The sequence below is a fragment of the Candidatus Hydrogenedentota bacterium genome, from assembly GCA_035416745.1.
Taxonomy (GTDB): Bacteria; Hydrogenedentota; Hydrogenedentia; order Hydrogenedentales; family SLHB01; genus UBA2224.
On the sequence record DAOLNV010000092.1, the window covers coordinates 1 to 20089 of the forward strand.

Annotated in this window: 10 protein-coding genes; 3 read left to right on the top strand and 7 right to left on the bottom strand. The window is 56.8% G+C overall.

Annotated elements, in window-relative coordinates:
- Window positions 1–433 precede the first annotated feature (433 nt).
- A complete protein-coding gene (locus PLJ71_19480; GenBank protein ID HQM50873.1) occupies window positions 434–4393 on the bottom strand; it encodes an NACHT domain-containing protein in 3960 nt (1319 codons plus the stop codon).
- 1163 nt (window positions 4394–5556) lie between these two features.
- Between PLJ71_19480 and PLJ71_19485 the strand changes: the two genes are divergently transcribed.
- On the top strand, window positions 5557–6069 hold the full coding sequence (locus PLJ71_19485) for a hypothetical protein (protein ID HQM50874.1): 513 nt from the start codon (window positions 5557–5559) through the stop codon (window positions 6067–6069).
- A gap of 1067 nt (window positions 6070–7136) precedes the next feature.
- Here the strand turns inward: PLJ71_19485 and PLJ71_19490 are convergent.
- From PLJ71_19490 to PLJ71_19505, 4 genes are all read right to left on the bottom strand, one after another.
- On the bottom strand, window positions 7137–7904 hold the full coding sequence (locus tag PLJ71_19490; protein ID HQM50875.1) for a carbon-nitrogen hydrolase family protein: 768 nt from the start codon (window positions 7902–7904) through the stop codon (window positions 7137–7139).
- A 159-nt stretch (window positions 7905–8063) separates the two neighbouring features.
- The gene (locus PLJ71_19495; protein HQM50876.1) at window positions 8064–8936 is read right to left on the bottom strand and encodes a hypothetical protein; all 873 of its coding nucleotides are present in this window, start codon (window positions 8934–8936) and stop codon (window positions 8064–8066) included.
- Between the two features lie 221 nt (window positions 8937–9157).
- A complete protein-coding gene (locus tag PLJ71_19500) occupies window positions 9158–10306 on the bottom strand; it encodes a hypothetical protein (protein HQM50877.1) in 1149 nt (382 codons plus the stop codon).
- Between the two features lie 740 nt (window positions 10307–11046).
- A complete protein-coding gene (locus PLJ71_19505) occupies window positions 11047–12051 on the bottom strand; it encodes a DUF1080 domain-containing protein (protein HQM50878.1) in 1005 nt (334 codons plus the stop codon).
- Between the two features lie 244 nt (window positions 12052–12295).
- Between PLJ71_19505 and PLJ71_19510 the strand changes: the two genes are divergently transcribed.
- A complete protein-coding gene (locus tag PLJ71_19510; protein ID HQM50879.1) occupies window positions 12296–14110 on the top strand; it encodes a hypothetical protein in 1815 nt (604 codons plus the stop codon).
- Window positions 14111–14181: 71 nt separating this feature from the next.
- Here PLJ71_19510 and PLJ71_19515 read toward each other — a convergent pair whose 3' ends face one another.
- On the bottom strand, window positions 14182–15462 hold the full coding sequence (locus PLJ71_19515) for a hypothetical protein (protein HQM50880.1): 1281 nt from the start codon (window positions 15460–15462) through the stop codon (window positions 14182–14184).
- A 342-nt stretch (window positions 15463–15804) separates the two neighbouring features.
- Here PLJ71_19515 and PLJ71_19520 point away from each other — a divergent pair, with 342 nt between their 5' ends.
- On the top strand, window positions 15805–17268 hold the full coding sequence (locus tag PLJ71_19520) for a hypothetical protein (protein HQM50881.1): 1464 nt from the start codon (window positions 15805–15807) through the stop codon (window positions 17266–17268).
- A gap of 502 nt (window positions 17269–17770) precedes the next feature.
- On the opposite strand, the gene PLJ71_19525 is transcribed toward PLJ71_19520, so the two are convergent.
- Window positions 17771–19837, bottom strand: a complete 2067-nt coding sequence (locus PLJ71_19525) for a GDSL-type esterase/lipase family protein (GenBank protein ID HQM50882.1) — start codon at window positions 19835–19837, stop codon at window positions 17771–17773.
- Between the last annotated feature and the right edge of the window lie 252 nt (window positions 19838–20089).

Sequence of the window (20089 nt, forward strand, 5' to 3'; positions counted from 1 at the left end):
ATGCCCGGCCGCGCTCAGCCGAATTCACAAGATGGCCGCGCCCGAAATATGCACTCAGATACGGGATAGACTCTGCGCACCGACAAAAAATCAATCCCCATTTACTGCGGTACGGTGTCCCAGAAATTCAGCACACCAGATATCACACTCCCTTTTTCGCTAATTCCAGAAACTCTTCTGGGTACAAGAATTCAGGCAACCTTCGGGTGGTCCCCCTCATGTGTTGGCACAACCAGTCAGGCCCGTAGTTCTCAGAATTGCTGGAGTTGGCACGCCTCTCGAGATCACGCGCATCACGCTTCATTGGCGTCAACTTAAAAAACGTCTATCAGAAAGTGATGTAAAGAACGCTACTCACCAGAACTGACATCGTGATTGGAATACCCACCCTCTTTCCTGACTGCGTTTTCACAAATGGGTTGTAATAACTCGTTTAAGGGGGCTGAGGTCTTATCATAGCCTGTTTGACCTCGTCGACCATCGCTGAAAAGGCCTTCGCGTTAGGTAACCGCCAGCCAGATATACGCGCACCATCTCCGACTAAATCCATGAATAGGCCTTTATCAACACTTTCCCAATTGGAAGCCCCAAATCCTAATAACCAGATCAACTCCTGTAGGCCAACGTATTCACTTGCTTCAACAACACGCTTCACGTTGCCCCGTGAGACAATGTCCTGCATGGATCGCCAGTGTCTTCTGTGCCACGAATGCTCTTCCAACCTGACCATTCTTGCCAGTTTCACGATACGTTCCCGTGATCCGAGGGCCATGACTACATAATACATCCATATTAGACTGTGATCTGTCTCGGGAAAATTCTCCGGCGTTCGCGACTTTGTAACTTCTCTCAACCTCTCGAGCCAGCAAAGCGCGCCATATATCATGTCGGATTCGCTCCCGTCTACCTCATCTTGAAGAGCCTTACCAAGCACGTCAATGGCCTCGGTAAGCACCTTCTCGAAGCGAATGGTTGGTGGAGGCACCTCCGCTTCCGCACCGACATCATTCGCACCGGCAGTGAGCTCTTCTACGACGGCAGCAAAGAAGGAAAAGCTGCCATCATAGTAGGGCGATAACTTCCGTAAGTCGCCAGCCATGATCCGGGGAACCACACGCGAAAAAGCAAAGAATTTGGCAATTCGCATTAATGCCGAATACGTTGACCACAAATCACCACTCCTAAAATGCTCCCAAATCACGAGGTCACTATCAGAAATCGCCCAGTAGAAACTTAAAAGGAGCAGCGCCTGCTGAGCATCGGCTTCACGAGGCAGTGTAGAGGCCTCGGATGCCCATGCTCGGATGAGGTTGTCTGCATATTCACGATTACCCAGAGCTCGTAAGAGAGCCGCAATGCCACATTTTTCACGCATCCAACTAAGTGCTGCCGATTTCTCTGAATACCACGTTTGAATATTTGCAAGTATCTCACTACAGAGCCGCTGGGCACGTTCCACCTCTGACACATCGAGTAGACACTCGGCTATTGCTGCGAGAGCGCGAACTCGATCGTGTGGATTGCTACACTGCCCGGCAAGCCAGATCGCTTGCTCTGAATACCCAATGTAGACCAAGGTCATTGCAGACCCCATGAGTAACCGAGAGAGTTCTTCATCCTCGGTATTGGCTTCTAGCAGCTTCAAGACCATGGCCACCCGAGACCGGAGTTCAATCTGGTAACCAGTCTTCGCTAACCGAAGGATATACTCAGATCGCATTCCCGGATCCGGAAGCTTTGCGAGCATTTTGAGTGCTCCGTCCAATCCAAAAGAAAGAAGTGCCGCGTCCGGCAACCGTTCGTCAAACCTCTTATCTGCTTTACGTGATTGTTCGGCCGCCTCATCGAACTTACCTAGGTAAGCTTGAAAGATGGCAATTTCACGGTCGTGTTCGTGGTCCTGAGTCGTTTCTGAACAGAACCTGTTGGCTATATGTTGTACAAGGGCACGGTGTCCTGCGCAGAGAGCGATATTTGAAACCCCAAGGCAAATAGTGACTCTTTCTGAGTCAGAATCGACCTTGTCAAGAAGGGAATCCAGCAAAAGAACATCCGACAGGATCCCCGCTGCATCGCACAGCTGGGCTACAACCTCGGACTTGACTTCTTTAGGAAGTCCATCCATGTCTCTCAATGCAGACTGAATTGCAGTTCTGCTGGACCGGCAACAGTCTGCCGCAGCACACGCGAATCCGAGCACTGCCAAGAGGCGTGCCCTACCCACATGTTCATCCAACTGTCCGACCGCCGTAATAATCGCCTGGCAATAGTCCTCGCCCGCTTCCTGCGCGTCCAAAACTTTCGCTTTTGGTATCTCAACTGATGAGGGCAGCCGAACCCGGAGTGCCATGTCAATGGCGCATGCGACGTTGTGACTGCGTCCTAGATAGAATAGCACTTGACGAAATACGCAATTCCATAGCCAGTTCCCAGCGGGGTGCATTCTATTGTCGTTCAAGTACTCGATGAGGTCATCTATAGCCAGTCTGAACGCTTCTGAGTCCTTTGAATTGCCCGTAGTCTGAATGATTCTTGCCAATAGTTCACCTCGGTGTCGAGCGTCGATTTGGCGTGTAAGCGCCAGGGCATCAACATATTGGCGCATGGCTATTGCCCTATGAGCAAGCGATATATGCATATCATACGTCCATTCAGTCAGTTCTGCTGTTATTTTGGAGAAGGAGCCGTGATCTGCTGTCAACGCCTGTAGACTGTTTGTTTTGTTTTGACGCCTGAGTTCAGCTGCAAGTCTCGCAAGCATCTTTCTTTGGGTAGGATTTGAGGAGTCTAACCCGCGCGCTAGCAGCAGAATCTCATCCACTAGCTCCTGTCCCTCCTCGCCAAAGTCGTAGAGGGCTTGAAGAACCGCGCACAGGGATCCAAGACGTTCTTCTGGGAGAGGTCTCGAACGGGCGTAATTCAAGGCGATGCCTGCCTTGCCTAACCATACCATGATCTGAAGCGCGGAATCGCTGAGTTTACGGTTATCCATTAACACAACCGATCGTACCGCACGCAGCTTGACTTGGGAACGAAGGGCTTGCGGAGTTAGTTTCTCTGAAACACTGGCGGATGCCAATGCGATGTCACGGAGTGTACAGAGCTGACTACCTGTCGCCAATTGTTGCGTGTCAATCCATCTCGCAGATGATGTTAGTATGTTGATGAGAGCCTCAGTGCGGCCTGCGCCGAAAAGATGATAGCCCAAGTGCTGAAAGAAGTACCCATCATCCGGAAGCGTGTACCAATCATGAATGGGGCAGTGCATAACATATGCCGCGACAAGTCTGTCATGCGCACGCCGCAATCCCTCGTTTTGAAGGAGGGTCTTTACGAGATGGCGGTAGATCTCAGCGTGCTTGAAACCAAGCACTTGAGCAGAAGGGCGATGCTGAGTGTGTGGTTGCATGAGAAAGAGATGTTCATGCTCAGCGAAGAAGCGCAGGACCTCAGCCGGTTCAGTATCGCTGAATCGTGATATTTCGTCCAAGGTGGGTTTTCTTTGATGAATAGCCAAGGTCCCCAATATCCGGGTTGCCGATGCGATGGGGAGTGGCCCTCGTTCGATCCTGAGCCGTTCCTTCTCGAGACGCTCCGCAAGACCATACGGAGCATCTTTCAGATCGAGGCAGCCTGTCCTGAACACTTCACTTGCTGCGAGTTCGGCATACAGAAATGAACTGTCCGTCAGACTGACGAGCCTGGCTAGGTCCAGTTTCTGGAGTATGCTGCGGGGCAGGACGCGCCGATAATATTCGCGGATGGCTTGCTGCTGTAGTTCAGAATCTTCAAGCGTGATGTTCGCCTTTCCTGCCAAAGCTCTGAATTCTTGAGTATTTCTGGACGAAAGTATCCAGTGAACGTTGTCAGGTGTGGTCAACCTGCGAAGCAGCGCGCTCAGAGACTGACTGCCGGGCTGGGGCGGTGGTTCTGTCTCATCCAGTCCATCTATCGCAATAAACAGCCGTCCTTTCTGTCGGGACACTGTTCGCAAGGCTCGATTCATGAGTTCAACAGCCTCCCCATCGCGGACGGGCATGCGAATCGCGGGGTCTTTCCCGAGGGTCGGTTCGACCTGGATAGCCAGATCTGTGAGGATCCGCACGGGGCTATCACGATCACCTTCGTTGAACCGGATTAGAAACTTCGGGAAAAGATGTCCTCTGCCAGCCTGGCGCTTGAGGAAGGTAAGCATGAGAGTAGACTTGCCGGTGCCAGGCCCTCCTGCAAGTGCAAATATGCTCCGATGGCCCGGCTGCCGGATGAAGGCATCTAGCGCCTCGAGTACATCAGCTCGACCAACGTCACATGGAGCCTCTTCAATTTCTTTCTCAAATTCTTTCTCAAAGGTCCAGAAGAAGGGATGCTCTGCAGAGGCGTCCGCTTGCTCCACGAGATTCCTCAGGCTCTTCCACGCGTCAAACGGCGACTTGCTCAATTCGCGGAGGACCCTCAATTCGGGGTTTTCAAAAGTCGTTTGGAACCCCTCTACTATGTACGTGCTGCTGGGCGGGAATTTCTTTGTCCTTTTGTTTCGCGGATTCCACGGGGAAGACTCGGAAAACCACCTATTCTGCACAGAGCGCACCCTTTGCCTGATGGCGTTTTGCAGACTCATACTTCCTCGTCGCCAAAGGAAGAGTAGAAGGTAAGTCTCAAGAATGACTGCTCGATATGCAGGCGTATCATTAGGTGCAACATGTGGACAATGTATGACCTGTTGAATCCTGCAAACATGTTTCACGTACTTAAACGGGTTTGTGGCGTAAAATATCCGCCAACTATGGACAGGATGGGACCATTTGAGGGAAGCGTTCAGTGATGTTCTAGGGGCAATAGGTTTCGCAGCTTTTTTTAACCCGTCGGTCATCCTCGGTGGGACATCCGTCAACTTCTCCTTTTCCGGTGTCAAGAGCAATAGCGCGAATGGTAGGTCTTCATTCGACTGTTGCCGTGGAACGATTGTATTGCGCAAGTCATCCCGCACTCTAAGGATTGCAGATGCCCATTCTTTGTGGGTCCAGAGCTTCTGTTCGTCTCGTGGGTAGATTTCTCTGACCACCGCCAAGAGGCCGCCGTAATAGAAGCCCTCGTCTTTAGCCATATTCTGCAGTGTGCCGAGTATTTTGTCGCTAGTCAGACGCATAAGCATGTACCTAAGCAGCCTTTCCACAAAATACAGAGGGAAGAATACCGCGACCAAATGATATCACATCTCGTCGATTAGTCATTTTACACAACTTGCTATTGGGCAAAGAGTTAGCGTGAGACGCCAAGATTGGCTGCTCTACAGCGCAGCTCCCTTTTCCACAAGTTGCCGCAGCATACCAGGATAATTGCCAAAAACGTGGATTTTACGCATCCGGACTTTCCACATCATGCCTCGTTCCCCAACGAGACTATTGTGAGATATCGTGAAACTCAGATGGTTGGGTGGGTCTATGTTTCTGCTTAACCATCTTAATGGTCAGGTCGGCCGACTTCTTAACCGCAAGACGAGAAGAGTCCCGCCGGCGCAGGCGCGCCGCGTCCGGCGGGGCTTGGGAGGAAGTCGGTATGCACAAGAAGAAGCGCAGTGTAGAGAAGAAAGGCAGTTCCAGTTCCAAGGGGAGAGGTTTTCCCAAGAAGGAAGCCATAGTGCGCCACCCCGTGGTCCCGCTGCCAAAGGAGGAAATGAACCGCCTAATCGCCCAGCATTCTCCTGCATTGAGGCGGCATGCCGCCCGGCTATTGGGAGGTGCCGAGCGGATTCGACCGGGCCGAGATATAGACCTTTCCCCGGATGATCTAACCTCGCATACACAGAAGAAGGTCATGGAGCTCGGAGTTATTCGGGTGGGTTGGGGCTTCTGCTCATATGAGAAGAGCAAAATGCGCCAGTACTTAGGAGCCAAACTGCGCAAGGATAAGACGCGAGGCGATTTGGCGATTGAACACAAAGATGAAATGGAGGAACGTTGGGATGAAACCGAGAAACGGCTACGAAATCCTTGGGTGTCGGGAGATCATGAACCGGATAGAGAATGTCCTGAAACACAAGAGGACACAGGAGAACGCGGACAAGATTGATGCCTTTCAACTGCGCATGATAGCAGGCGAATCCCGCAAGGCAGTGGCGCAAGCATACGGCTATGCCTCACGCCCCAATACTATAAACGAGTGGGTCGCCGAAATCTGCAAAATACTCTGCGCGGAACTTCCACCCTTGGAAGACTTGATCTAAGCGCGTAGACTAACTGACTGCTACAATTATGAGCGAAAGCGGCCGGTCTCCAGCAGTTGAGGAGACCGGCCGCGCGCCTCAAGAGATACTCTTCAAAGATCTCGCATCATGTTACCGGCCAGCCCGCGAAACCTCTCGCCCGCAATCTGATTCCGTCTTTGCAACCAAGCGATAGAATCCCTCTTCCACGGCTCTCCGCGTTCCCGCCTTGACGAACTGTCGAAGGCGGCGCTCAGAAAAGTGTCGAACGTCCCTCTTCGTCTTGAGAGACAAGAGGTAATCACGGATTCTCGGCGGTAAGGTTAGAAGACGCAAGATCTGGGTTACTCTCGCGCGGCTCATTCCGTAGCGTTTCGCCAAGTCGCTCCGGCTGTTAACCACGTTCTCGTCGAGTAATTTCTGGAACTCAATGGCAAGATGTATCGGGTGGAACGCGGTTTCGTTCGCGCTTTGTAAGTTATTGTTGCGAAGGCGCTTGGACGGGAAGAGGAAATGGCTCGACCAGTTCTCGCATATGGACGGGACAGGGAGCCACCAGTAATTTACGAACTTTGAAGGTTCGTAATTCAAGAATAGAGAAGCCGTCGCGAGTCAAATCGTGGCGGCTTCGGCGTCTCTGGCCGCTTTTTGGTGGATTGAGATCATGGTCCATCCATACGTATGACAATGAGTTATGGGGTCCCTCACCACTTTACCGTTCGAGTCCTTGCGTGCGCCGTCTAAGGCTCGCCTACAACGAAAGTGAGAGTTCGTGATCGTCTCGGAGTTGAATCTTCAATCTGAAATGCGAACTTCCCGCTTCATGAGGTGCCTTTGAAGATCTTCTTACTCTACATGTTCTACATGCGGGGCCTTTTCAGTGCCTAACTGTACGAATTTCAGAACAATGGCTCTCCAGGAAGAACCGTTTGGCTTAACCATTGTCGGCAGGCCTGTGCCCCACCCGGTTGTCATACGTCCAACCAAGGTCCGTGTCGGGGAAGTCATGGTACAGAATGCCGGGGCGATGCTTCCTCAGCGATTTCAGGCTACCGTCAGGACGCGCCATGCAGGCTGCCAGGCGTGAGGGACGGACCGACGAATTGGTGGCCGAGATCCACATCCCATGGTCGGCGGCCCGCGTACGAACAGTTGCCGGCATCAACTCGTCCAGGCTTTGGCTCCCTGCCGGAACCCCCGCGTTATAGCAGGACAAGAAAAGTAGGACCACGCCCTCATCACGGTACCGCTCAAAGAGTTTGGGAAAGCACATATCGAAACAAATCAATAATCCACATTTGAAACCGTTGATTTCGAAGCAACAGATCTCGTTTCCCGGTTGGCAATAGAGCACCTCTTGCCGCCCGTGCAAATGGAGCTTGTCGTAGGTCGCTACCGTCTTCCCTGCACTGGAAACAACGTGCAGAGAGTTACGAAGTTTGCCACCGTCAGGAAGCCTTCGATAGCTGCCGTAGATGGCCCATATGCCGCTCTCTGCCGCCGCCGCGGCGAGTTGTTCACGGTCACGCTCGACCTTTTGCCAGTCGATTTCGTCGAAACACGAGTAGCCGGGCAGCGAGCACTCCGGAAAGTGCACTATGCTCGCCCCTTCCGCCGCCGCCTGACGGACATGGCGGACCATGTAGGCCGTGTTTCGGGCTACATCACCCGAGATAGGAAACTGGCTCGTGGCGGTTCTCATCTTGCGGGCACTTTCACCTGTCCGTTGTCCGAAGTCAAGATTAGCGGTACGGAATCGTATTCGCGGTGCCACCGTTATGATGTTGACAATAATCTTCTGCGAGTTAGCCGGGAGATCGAAGTACGGATCAATCGCGGGGAATTGTATGATAGGTGCTGTTCAAATTGCACGGAACAGCTTACGGAATACGCGCGTCTGTCTCTTGTGAGATGCGATTTGCGTGAAGGGACGCAGGCGTCTCTCTGAGAAAAGGTGGAATTGGTCATCCGAAAGATTCAGCAGAGCATCGAGGATCTCCGGCGCAAGTTTCAGCAGGTTAAGCGTCTGAGTGACGCGAGATCGTGACAGACCCAGATGTTCCGCCAGGTCTGCTTGAGAAGCATACGTGCCGTTTTCGAGAAGGTCTTTGAGAACGAGTGCGTGTTTCACTGGATTGATGACCGGGTTTGACGGTCCTATCGGAGGCACCAGTGGTTCTGCACCTGCGGGTTCAATGCCCGATACGAAAAACTCGCCTCTGGACATTCTCGAAACGTCTGCAAAGAAGGCCAGATTGAAAAAGTTCGTGAATCTTTCGGACGGGGGGAGCCAGTCATGACCCAATGTGAGAACTGGTAAACCTCCGGTTCTCACATTGTTCTTTTGTGCGAGGGTGTTCAGGAAGGCAGTTGTGTTCCCGCGGATGTGCACGTCTGTGCCGTTAACTACAATCTCATCAACAAGATAGCGTACGCAGCGCCTGGCCGCCGCGCTCTCGGGGACAACGAAGAGTCTGTTGAGCAAACCCCGGCTCGAACGGATGCTCTCCGGGGTGTGAACAGACTCCGGGATCGGTTTTAGCGTCTGATAATTTCCAGGCTCGTTGGTAACCGATTCGCGCTTTTCGCGCAGTTCCAGGACTCGCTTGCCGCCCCACTCCATGTCGACCGCACCGGCCCCAATCGCGGCGAGCCGGCGCTCAGGCTTCAACTTGATCGAGCCGAATTTCTTCTTCAGGCGCTTTCGGGCCCCGGACGTGCTCTGGTGCATCATGGAATGCGCGGGGGCGGCTTCTTCACGTGGTCAAAGCGGACAGGCGCGCACGGCGCCGCCGCAGGGATTCTCGAGATTTCGGGAATGAGTAACCGCAATCATGGGAACACCTCGCCCATGCAATCGCCTGGCGATGTACTTTCCCGCTACCCGAACGCGCCGGTTTCCGCTTGAATGCCACCTTCAATCATGCACGCAACCCCGATGGCGGGTGCGTCCAACTAGGGTTTCTCCGCCACGCGAAGTGACGAAGGCATCGCCGGAACGGAGACGCGCTCGCCCGTGTCCGTTACCTTTTCCCCTTCGACGCGATACAACCACAACTCGCGGATTGGGTGACACTGCACGACGAGGTATTTCCCGTCCGGCGAGAATGCTACCCCCTCCGGTATCGGCCCCGTCCGCAAGGTCTGGACGACTTCGAAGGTTCTTCCCCTGCGCGCCAGTATCGTGAGCTTGCCATGCTCCTCGAAGCGGGGGTCGTCTTTCGCGAGATTGGACCCTTCCATCAGTACCGCCGCTACCAGTTTGCCGTCTGGACTAATCTCTATGGACTCGGGCCCGGACCCAATGGGGACATAGTCGCTCGTGCGGGGTGGGTCCGCCTTGAGATCGACCACCGTTAACGCGTCCTCGTCGGGAAAACCCTGCCCGGAACCGGCCGTGAGCGCAAAGGCGCCGTCAGGGCTGATCACACAGCGATAGGGGCCGCCGCAGACCGAAAACTTTCGGTCGGTCAGCGCAAGATTGCCATTCTCGATTGTCAACACGGCGAGGTATCCGCCGGCGTTCACGCTCGCCACGGCCATGGTCCCGTCCGGGCTGATCGAGACATCCGACACCTGGTCCTCGGGCTCGCACACCTTGACCGTCTGCTTGACGGCAACTTTCTTGCCGTCTATGGACAGCATCGAGATGGCGCCCGCCGCGCGATTGGCCACGAGCGCGTAGCTTCCGTCTCGCGCGATAGACATGCCCGAAGGCTGCGCGTCCGTTTCAATCTGGTCGATCATCGCGGGCGGGTCCGCGGTCAAATCCAGCACGTGAATCACGTTGTCAGGAATCCACTTGCCGGGATTCTTCGGGTCCGGCAACGTCGAACTCGCGATAAGCGCCAGCCGTTCATCCGGCGTGATTGCGATGTTCGATGGCGGCCCGATTACGCTGTTCCGGACGTTGTCGATGTGCGTGACCTTCGGCGGAAACGTCGAGAAGTTCAGGATGGAAAGGGAATCCGGCGGCGCGTCAGGCAGCACGACCGCCGTGCCGCTGGTGAGATCGATCTTGGCCTCGTTCCCCGAAAGCATAAGCTGGCTGCTGGCGGTCATGGCCAGTGCACACGCAATCAAACAGATCTTCGCGATTCTCACGGATGCTCCCTCTGCGTTGTCCCGCGTTCAGCCCCGGACCGACTACCGATGATAGCGGAAGATACTCAAACCGACAACTCCACCGTGAAAAGTGCCGCCCTGGATACAATTCCAGCGCCGAAGGGATTATGGGCCGTCCAGCGTCAGGTGCTGGGCGACGGTCCCGCGCATTGGCAAAAGAAGCACTTGAGATCCTACGCTTCGCCGGATGGACTACACGCATTATTCGCCCGTCATCCCAATATACCCAACGCCGCCCCGAGAGCCCCGAACCCCGCCCAACTCGACCTCTGGGCCGTCGGACACCAGTGAAGACCGAAACCGCGAAATCTCCGGGAGATTTCTGGTCACACAACATATTGCGCATCTTAGTGAAATGTGCTACATTATGTGGTAGGGGGATAGGTTGTTGTGTTGAGTAGGTAACAAGGAGACAGAAGATGCCAGCAGCTAAGAAGAAAGTGGCAAAGAAGAAACCCGTAGCCAAGAAGAAGTCAGCAGCGAAAAAACCCGCCGCCAAGAAATCTAGAGCCGGTTGCAAGAAGTAGTCTACTGACTCCAGCAGGCGCGTCGCGCCTGAGACATGGCCACACAAAGTGAAGAAGAGCGAGGAGGGAGGGGCGTTCATCAGCCCCTCCCCCTCCAGTATTCAGACAGATGCCGGAATCCCATGCGCCAAGAAACCTCATCCTCCACTCGCACATAGACTCCGTAACGGGCTTTCGTTCCGCGCCAACCACTCAGTCTTTCAGCGGCAAATACCATATGTTCCGGAACCGCACCCGGTTGCCATGGTCTTGAAGGTGCAGAATGTCTTCCTTTGCGCCGGGTCCCGCGGTGCCGCCGGGTGTGGGCCCCGCGAGTGAAACGTTGTCCTGGATGGCTATGCCGTTGTGTCGCAATGTCACTCTGGCAGGCTCCTTCTGCGAACCGTCATCGTTGAGACGGGCTGCGCGGAATTCAATGTCGTACGTCTGCCAGCGCTCGGGTGGAAGCGAAGCGTTGACAAGCGGCGTGGAAATGTCGTACAAGCCACCGCAATCGCCTGCTGTTTGAGGCAGCACGCCGAAGGAGTCTAACAGTTGAACCTCGTACCTGTTCTGCAGGTACACGCCGCTGTTGCTTCGCCCCTGGCCAAAGTCACCCGCCATGAGGGGCATGTAGAATTCCAGGTGGAGTGTGCAGTCGCCGATCTTTTCTTTGGTGGTGTTCGGCCCCGAGCCGGGCTGGACCCCCATGCTGCCGTCGTCGTAGGCTTTCCAGTTGCCATTGGTCCAGGCGCTCATGTCCGGGGCTTTGCCCGGTTCATAAGGAAGAAGCACCACGGCGCCTTCCGGAGGCGCCTGCCCCTCGGTCGTCGAATGCCGGTCGACCTTCTTGAGTTCGAACGAGGTGTCGTACGACCCGGTCGCTTTCAGCATGTCTTGGGCGGCCTCGGCATCCCACAAGCCCGAGCCTGTGTAACCATGGAAGGTGACGCGGGGGCCCACAAGCTGTCCGTGAAGCTCCACCTGGTTGATTTGATTTCCTTCGCCCTGGCACTGCGCCACCATGCGGTACAAGCCCGGGCCTTCAGCGACGATCAAGCCTTTGGCAGGAATGTCGGGACGCCCGACCCAATGAAAGACCCCCTCATACTCGCCCATGAACGCGTCGCCGCTTGCTTCGGGAGCCGGTTCGGCCAGAACCGGCAAGGCCACGCAGCATACTGCCGCGACACCAAAAAATAAAGCTCGTGTTTTCATCGTTGTCTTCCTCTCTGATTCGTTGACTGCCTCCACCGCCCGGCCAAGAGAAGTATCCTACCTTGAAAAGAAGGCGTATGCCAAGGTGACATCCAGATGCGGCAGCTTGAGGGACATCCTCACTTGAGGTATGTTTGAGTGGCTTCGCCTCTCGCCGAATCCGAGGGGGACTGGTCGAGTGGCATGGTTTCGACGGCCGCAGCGTGGCTGAAAAGAAATCCGTAGCAATCACAGGCAGGTCCGCATGGGGAATCTCGATCCGTTGAAGTTGGATACCATCCGGGTGTCGGCGCTGGATCTGGGTATCATTGCCGTCTATCTCGCCGGAATCGTCATCACGGGGGTCTACCTCTCGCGGTTGGCGTCCCGCAATGTGGATTCGTACTTCCTGGCCAGCCGGCGTTTGCCGTGGTGGATGCTCGGGCTCTCCGGGACGGCCTCGTATTTTGATGTGACCGGCGTGATGTGGACAATTGCCTTCTTTTACATCATGGGACCACGCGCGATGTTCCTCCAATGGGAGTGGGGCTATGTGGCGATGGCCTTTTTTGCGGCCTATATGGGCAAATGGCTGCGACGGAGCAAGGTAGTTACGGGGGCGGAGTGGATGCTGATCAGGTTCGGCGGCGGGGTAGCGGGCGAGTTTGCACGGCTCTCGTACGGGGTGCTCGCGGTGACCATCGCAGTAGCCTTCATCGGGTTCGACGAGTTCGGCTGCGGCAGCTTCCTTCACTTGTTCTTCCCGCAGTATTCGCGCCATACACTGGCCATCACCTTGATGACGATCACGGGGCTGTACACCATCTCGGGGGGACTATTTGGCGTTATCGTGACGGACTTCATCCAGTTTTGCCTGATCTTGATAGGGTCCTTTGTCCTGATTGGCCAGTCCATCGCCACGTCTTCTTCGGAGACGCTGGCCGCGAATCTTCCGCGGGACTGGTTCGGCATGACGCCGTTGTGGCACTGGCCGCGGCTGGAGCATTGGGAACTAACGGCCGGGTACCAGCTCTTCGCCTTGGTGAGCATCATGTGGATTGCCAAAGGGGTGTTTTTGTGCCTGGGCGGTCCCCAGCAGTTGTACGACATGCAGCGGTTCCTCGCTGCACGGAGCCCGCGCGATGCCTGCAAAGCCGGCATGTTGTGGGGCGTTGCGATGACGCCGATGTTCATGGTGGCAGCGGCGGTGGCCACCATCGGTGTGTGCACCTATGGGGGAGACCTGCAGCATCCGGAGAACCTGTATCCCGTGGTGATTGGGGGCATGCTGCCCGTGGGGGTCAAGGGGCTGGTGCTGTCGGGACTGCTGTCCGCCTTCATGTCCACGTTTTCTTCGACGGTGAATGCGGGCTCGTCGTATCTTCTACGCGATTTCTACCAGAACCTGCTGCGCCGGAACGCGTCACAGCGCGAGTTGGTCAATGCCGGCCGTTTGTGTGGCGTGGCCATTATCGCGGTGGGCATTGCGGTGGGGATTCAGGCGCGCAATATTGACACCATTTTTGGCTGGATCATGATGACGCTCGGGACGGCCGTGTTGATGCCGAACGTGCTCCGCTGGTTCTGGTGGCGATTCAATGGGTGGGGCTACGCGGTAGGAACGCTGGCCGGCGTCGGTTCTTCGCTGGCGGCGGCGCTCTGGTTCGGCGATGCGCCGCTCTATGTCAGTTTCCCTGTGCTGTTCGGCGTGAGTACGCTGAGCAGCGTGTTCACTTCTCTTCTTACGCCAGCCACGGAAATCGAGACGTTGAAGGAATTCTACACCCGAATCCGCCCCGCGGGCTGGTGGGGGCCGGTGAAGAAGGCGGCACTCGAGGAGACGCCAGCCCTTGGGCGCGAGTCCTTCGGCTGGGATCTGTTCTCGGCGTTGGTGGGCGCGGCGGGCCTACACGGTCTTTTCATGGCGTCCTGCTACTTGTGCACGAGGCAATGGATGGCAGCGGCCCTGTCATTCGCCGAACTGGGCGTGGCCGCCATCATCCTGTACTTCTCGTGGTACAAACGCCTTCCCTCGCCGGACGAAGACGTGGAAATGGCGCCTATTCCAGATACGATATGAGGCGTTATCGTTCGCGCGGGACCCTTCCGCCAGTCCCATAGGGTCGAGAAACCCGGCCCGTGCTCAAAGGACTACGGGAAAATCTTCAGATGGGTCATCCGCGCGAACTGATCTAATGGACGAGAGAGGTCGCCGTAAGCGACCATCCAGTGATGCCCCGTACCGAAATCGGCTGTCTCCCTCAAGAACCGCTCCAAGGGCGCGTCCAGCCGCACCTTGACCGGGATCCCAGGAAACACCATACCGGTCGGAACCGCCTCGCCCGTATAGCGGGTCAACCGGTACGTGCCCTTTCGCCCGCAGAGATTGGCGATCGTGACCCGCCCCGGAACGCCGGAGTAGTGGGCCGCCACGCCGTGCTCCATCAGGCGGACCCGCTCCAGACGCACGGACTTGGCGTCCCCCGCGAGGGAAATGGCCGACGAGCCGCAATGACTCATGGTACAGGTGTTGTCGTGTTCGTCCGCGAAAAGAAGGTCCGTATTGTGAACCGGCTGTCCGGACATGAGGTGCATGGCGGCGGTCAGAATCAGCGAATTCATGTCTCCTTCGCAGGACGTGACAATTCCTTCCTCGGCCAGCCAACCGCATGCGAGACAAGCGATTCCCATGAGGTCCGGATAGCAGCCGACCGCAATCCCCGCCAATCGATCGGTCTCAATCCAAGCGCGAAGGGCAAGGTAGCAGCGTGCGGCAGTGACGCCGCTCACGTCGTCCGCGTTGCACAATCCGCACCGGCTCTTTGTTTGCGCCCAGATCGCCCCGGCATCGCCTGCATTCGCTGCATCCATGGCTGCGCGCAGCTCATCGGCACCCTTGAAACGGACCAACGCGCCGAACTGTTCGAACAGGTCGTACTCGTGAAATGTCACTTCCATCATTCCGATGGTGCGGTGACCCAGCATGCCGAAGCGCGCCTTCTTCAGGCGAGAGGCCGCGGCGGAAGCCCTCGCCGCGCTCATGATATGAGCCTGGACGTCCGCATGGTCAATCGGTCCGTGGACGAATTCGCGCGGATGGCCCAACTCGGTCAGGACCTCGACCAATTGCTGGGAACCGCAAAGCGACCCGGTGTCCATTCCGGGAATGCCCCACGCCACGAGGGGAACCGGACAACTTCGCAGGAAATCGACCGCCAAGCTGTCATGTGCCCAGGTCGCCGCCAGCCAAACCACCGCTTCCACGTGTGCCTTTGAAAGAGCTTCTGCCGCTTGGAGCGCCGTGGGCACATCGAACACGGGCCGCAGCACGGGAACGACATCCAGCGGCAACCCCTTCAATGCCGCGTGAGCTTGTTCGAGGAGCCGCGGCGCTTCTTGCCACCCGACTTCCATCGGCGCGTACGCCGCCACGAGCCCCATCCTTGGCTTGTCACTCCACACGTCCGCATCCTCCGCATGTTGCGAGCACTTGAACAAATCCTACGGCCCACCCTCTGGACGTTTCAACAGGCCGCGCGAGACGTGAACATCGCGGCCAGGAAACCGGCGCACAAAGGGCGAGTTCTCAGCAACCACACCACCCGCAATGCGCGGTCCTTTGATCCGAATTCGCGTGCAGGCCGGCCTTGAATACGCAACGCCATGCGGGCAGGATCAGTCGTGCGCGACCCTCAGCAGGGGAAATGCCTGCAGGGTGTTTGACGAAGGGCACGCTATGTTCATTGCCACCCCGCAAGAGGAGATTGACCAACAATGATGATAAGCGCAGTGATTTCGGCCGCAGCTCTCCTGGCGCAACCCCCCGCCGTGGATATCGGGTCGCGTCTTGAGTTGATGGTGGACGACTATCTGGTTGAACGCCTGGCGGGCGGCGCTTCGTTTCAGTTGCAGCACCCCGTGCCGCGGGAAGTCGCGATTGTCCATGACCAGCCATGGGAAGGCAGCATGTGCGACTACCACACGGTGTTCAAGGATGGCGGCCTGTTCCGCATGTACTACACGATGGCCGACATCGAGGTGCTGCCGGAAGGCGGCATCAGCGACAAACATCCCCTGTTTTGCGGGTATGCAGAGAGCCCGGACGGCGTCCATTGGGCCAAGCCCAATCTGGGCCTGTTCGAATTCAACGGCTCCAAGGAGAACAACATCGTATGGATGGGCGAAGGTGCGCATGACTTCGACCCGTTCATCGACACCAATCCGGACTGCAAACCCGAGGCCAGGTATAAATGCGTTGCCCTCGCAAATGGAACGCTATGGGCGTTTCAATCGCCCGACGCAATCCACTGGACGCCTATGGCGAAGAATCCCATCATCACCAAGGGCGCGTTTGATACCCAGAACATTGCTTTCTGGGATTCCGTCAACAAGGTCTACCGCGCGTATATTCGCGATTTCCACAATGGGGTCCGCGACATCCGGATGTCGGCCTCGCCCGATTTTGAGAACTGGACTGAGCCGGTGATGCTGCAGTTTCCCGGCGCGCCCGATGAAGCCCTGTACACGAACCAGGTGGCGCCCTACTACCGTGCGCCCCACATCCTGCTCGGATTCCCTACGCGGTACACGGAGAGGGCCTGGTCGCCTTCAATGGAAGCATTGCCCGATGCCGATCACCGGCACCGGCGCGCCAAGGCCGTTGAACGCTATGGCACGGCAATTACGGACGGGCTGTTCATGAGCAGCCGCGACGGACTCGTTTTCAAGCGTTGGGGAGAGGCGTTTGTGCGTCCGGGCATCGAACGCAATGACAACTGGATCTACGGCGACGGTTATCAGAACTGGGGCATCATCGAGACGAAATCGGATGTGCCCAATGCGCCAAACGAGCTATCCGTCTACTGCATCGAAAATAACTGGAAACCGAGTTGCCGTTTGCGCCGGTTTACCTTGCGGCTCGACGGGTTTGTTTCCGTCAACGCGCCCATGTCCGGCGGCGAGTTGGTCACGAAGCCCTTCGTGTTCGCCGGCAAGAACCTGGTGTTGAACTTCTCCACCTCGGCGGCCGGCAGTATCCGCATCGAGCTTCAGGACTCGGAAGGCAAGCCGCTGCCCGGGTTCACGCTGGATGAGACGCCCGAACTCTTCGGCGATTCGCTTGCTCGCGCCGTTGCGTGGAAAGAAGGGGCTGGCCTCGCCGCGCTCGCGGGCAAGGCCGTGCGGCTCCGGTTCGTCATGAAAGACGCCGACGTGTTTTCGTTCCAGTTCAAGGACTGAACCGCCCCCTGCGTTCCGGTCTGGCCGCGCGGCAACGCCAAGGTCAATGCGCTTGCTCCGAAACTGGGCATTGATGGGGCGCACGGGACCGCTAAGGCCGCTGACCGGCGAAACCAACAGCTCCGGAAGAGCCGCTGCCGTCAGCGTGTAAATTGCGATGGCTCAATCACTTAGCTCGAGAGAAACAACTGGTCCTGCCGGAAGCGCCACCGGATAGTAAAACCCAGCTACGACCTTAAGGCAACTCAGGCGAACGTAGATGCGCGAATCTCGGTTGGATTGACGACCGAAATTCTGAGGCCGAATCCAGAGAACCTCCTCTTACGCGCTCTGTTCATCGTGCCATGAGAAGCCCCGTACCCGTTCCGCTCACCACGAGCTTCACCCCCTTAGCCTACGCCCTGGCTGCGGGCGCACTGCGCCATTTCTAGCAACCGCGCGGCCGCATGTCGTTACTCTCTTTGCTACTCGAACTTGCCAACATCGCGCCGGGAAAGAGCGCCTAGGGCGTCAGGAAATTCAGGTAGTTCTCAAGATTTGTGTATCCGTCGGCGTCGGCATCTTGTGCGCCGTCCTCCCCACAGTTCGGATTCAGCCCGTGTGTGCATTCCCACGCGTCCGGCATTCCGTCTCGGTCCGTGTCTATGGGCGCGGGCGCGGACCTCAGCAGCGGCCAGCCGCCTACCTCATCCTGCGAGTCGATGAGGCGACCCTGTCCAGTCCGCACGTTTTCGACAACGCGCTCATCCACGGCGTCTCGCATCAGCGACATGCCCGCCCTCGCCAGGACCATCTCATACGCATCCGTAGCGGACTGTGTCGCAGGCGCGTAGCCTCCGACTTCGAACGGCTGTTCGACCATCCAGTCTTGAAGCGTTCCGTCGTAGCGATACTTGCCTCGGCCCAGCCAGCGCGTAAAGTCGACGGCGGCGTAGTTGTTCTTGTTAAGGTCTTCCCGGCCTTCGAATATGTTGCCGGCCATGTAGCCGTGGGCTTTCTTCGGTACGAGCGTCTTCATGGCGATGGGCAGGGCGGCGGCATCGGTTTCAGGGCCCGGCTTGAAGTAGTTATTGATAAGATTGGTCTGGCTGTCGGTCACGTTTGCGGCCCCGGACCAGTTGTAATCGACGTTGTTGCGGAAATCGACGATCACCTCCGGTTTCATTTCGTTGCCGCCGATAGTGGGATGGCGGTCCCGGCTCGTCGAAAACAGATTGTGGTGGATGCTGATATTACTTCGGGGTTGCCGGAAAGATGCGCACATGGCGTGCGGCCCTTTGGGATGGATACTGTTGTTCAGCGCTTCGCTCAGAATGCACCACTGCATCGTATAGTTCGTACACCCGCGCATGTCCTGATTGCCGTCAATGCCCCAGCTCAACGAACAGTGGTCAATGATGACATTATCGCAGTAGTCCACCGTCATCACATCGGGTCCAGAAGGCGGTTTGTTCTTATCTCCCAATCGTAATCGGAGATAGCGAATGACGATATCGCGAGAAGATTTCAGTTGAAGACCGTAGTCCTTGATCGTGATGCCATCACCGGGGGCGGTCTGGCCCGCCAGCGTCATGAAGGCTTTGTTCTCTATGGACAACGTCGATTTGAGTTCGATTGTGCCGGACACATCAAACACGACCGTCCTCGGGGCTGCAGCGGTGTCAACGCCTTCCCGCAACGACCCGGGCCCTGCATCAGCCAGCGTGGACACATGATAGACGTCACCGCCCCGGCCGCCCTTTGTCCATTTCCCGAATCCCTCCGCCCCGGGAAACGCTGGAACCAGGCGATGACCGGGAGAGAGGGCCTCCCTGAGTGACGGTTTCCAGCGCGCGATGGCCTCCGCCGCCAACTGCGCCACCACCCGCGCACCGCGTTCCTGCAGATGCGTATTATCGGCATAGCCTTCCGGGTAGTTAGGGAAGGCCCCTTTCTTCAGGTTCATGAACAATGCGCTGGTCTTTTCGCGGCCGAGACTTTCAAAGAGCCCTCTGGTCAACGCGTGAAGGTCAATCAGCGGGACATCCATCTCCCTCGCTACGTCGCGGGCCGTCTCCGGATATCCTCCAAGGGTGTCTTCCATCACCGTCTCGCCAGTCCATGCGTTCCTGTTGATGGAGGTCAGCACGATGGGTATCGCCCCCTTCTCCCGCGTCTCCTGAATGTAAGTGATCAAATAGCCTCGATAAGTCGTGTCAGGGTCAGTGTATCGCGCCGGATCGTGCACTTTCGAATCGTTGTGGCCGAACTGAATCAAGACGTAATCCCCGCGGCTCAACTCGTCCACGACCCGTGCCCACGCGCCTTCCTCCATGAAGCTTTTCGCGCTGCGTCCGCTTCGCGCCCTGTTTTCGACTTGTATGACCTCGGGGTCGAAGAATTCCTGAAGCACCTGTCCCCACCCCGTCAGCGGGTAGCGCTCGGGCGGATACGAGGCGGCCGTGGAATCGCCAATTACATACAACCTCGGGGTGGCGTAGCAATCGGTATGCACGCTAAACAGCCCACACAACAGGAAAACGGCCACGAGTGCGGCGCGAAATCCGCCTGCCGTCATGATACGGTTCATGGGTGAATCCTTATAGGTTTGGAGCTCGCACGGGCCGCGCCGGTTCGTGCGCGGCAACCGGAAACCCATTCTAGCCGAGTTGACTGATTGTGCGCTATGATGCCGACCGGCTCGTGACGGTCCGCCCCGGCAACATGGCGTCCGAACCGAGCACCCCTGCCAAGGGAATGCGGACTGTTGCAAAGGAAACAACATGAAACGGTGCATGACAATCTTGACGGCGGGTCTATTGTGGGCTGTCTGCGTGGCCTG

Coding starts and splice junctions, on each gene's coding strand:
- PLJ71_19495 (HQM50876.1), bottom strand. CDS start 8,936: ATGATGCACCAGAGCACGTCCGGGGCCCGAAAGCGCCTGAAGAAGAAA.
- PLJ71_19525 (HQM50882.1), bottom strand. CDS start 19,837: ATGAACCGTATCATGACGGCAGGCGGATTTCGCGCCGCACTCGTGGCC.
- PLJ71_19485 (HQM50874.1), top strand. CDS start 5,557: ATGCACAAGAAGAAGCGCAGTGTAGAGAAGAAAGGCAGTTCCAGTTCC.
- PLJ71_19505 (HQM50878.1), bottom strand. CDS start 12,051: ATGAAAACACGAGCTTTATTTTTTGGTGTCGCGGCAGTATGCTGCGTG.
- PLJ71_19520 (HQM50881.1), top strand. CDS start 15,805: ATGATGATAAGCGCAGTGATTTCGGCCGCAGCTCTCCTGGCGCAACCC.
- PLJ71_19490 (HQM50875.1), bottom strand. CDS start 7,904: ATGAGAACCGCCACGAGCCAGTTTCCTATCTCGGGTGATGTAGCCCGA.
- PLJ71_19510 (HQM50879.1), top strand. CDS start 12,296: ATGGGGAATCTCGATCCGTTGAAGTTGGATACCATCCGGGTGTCGGCG.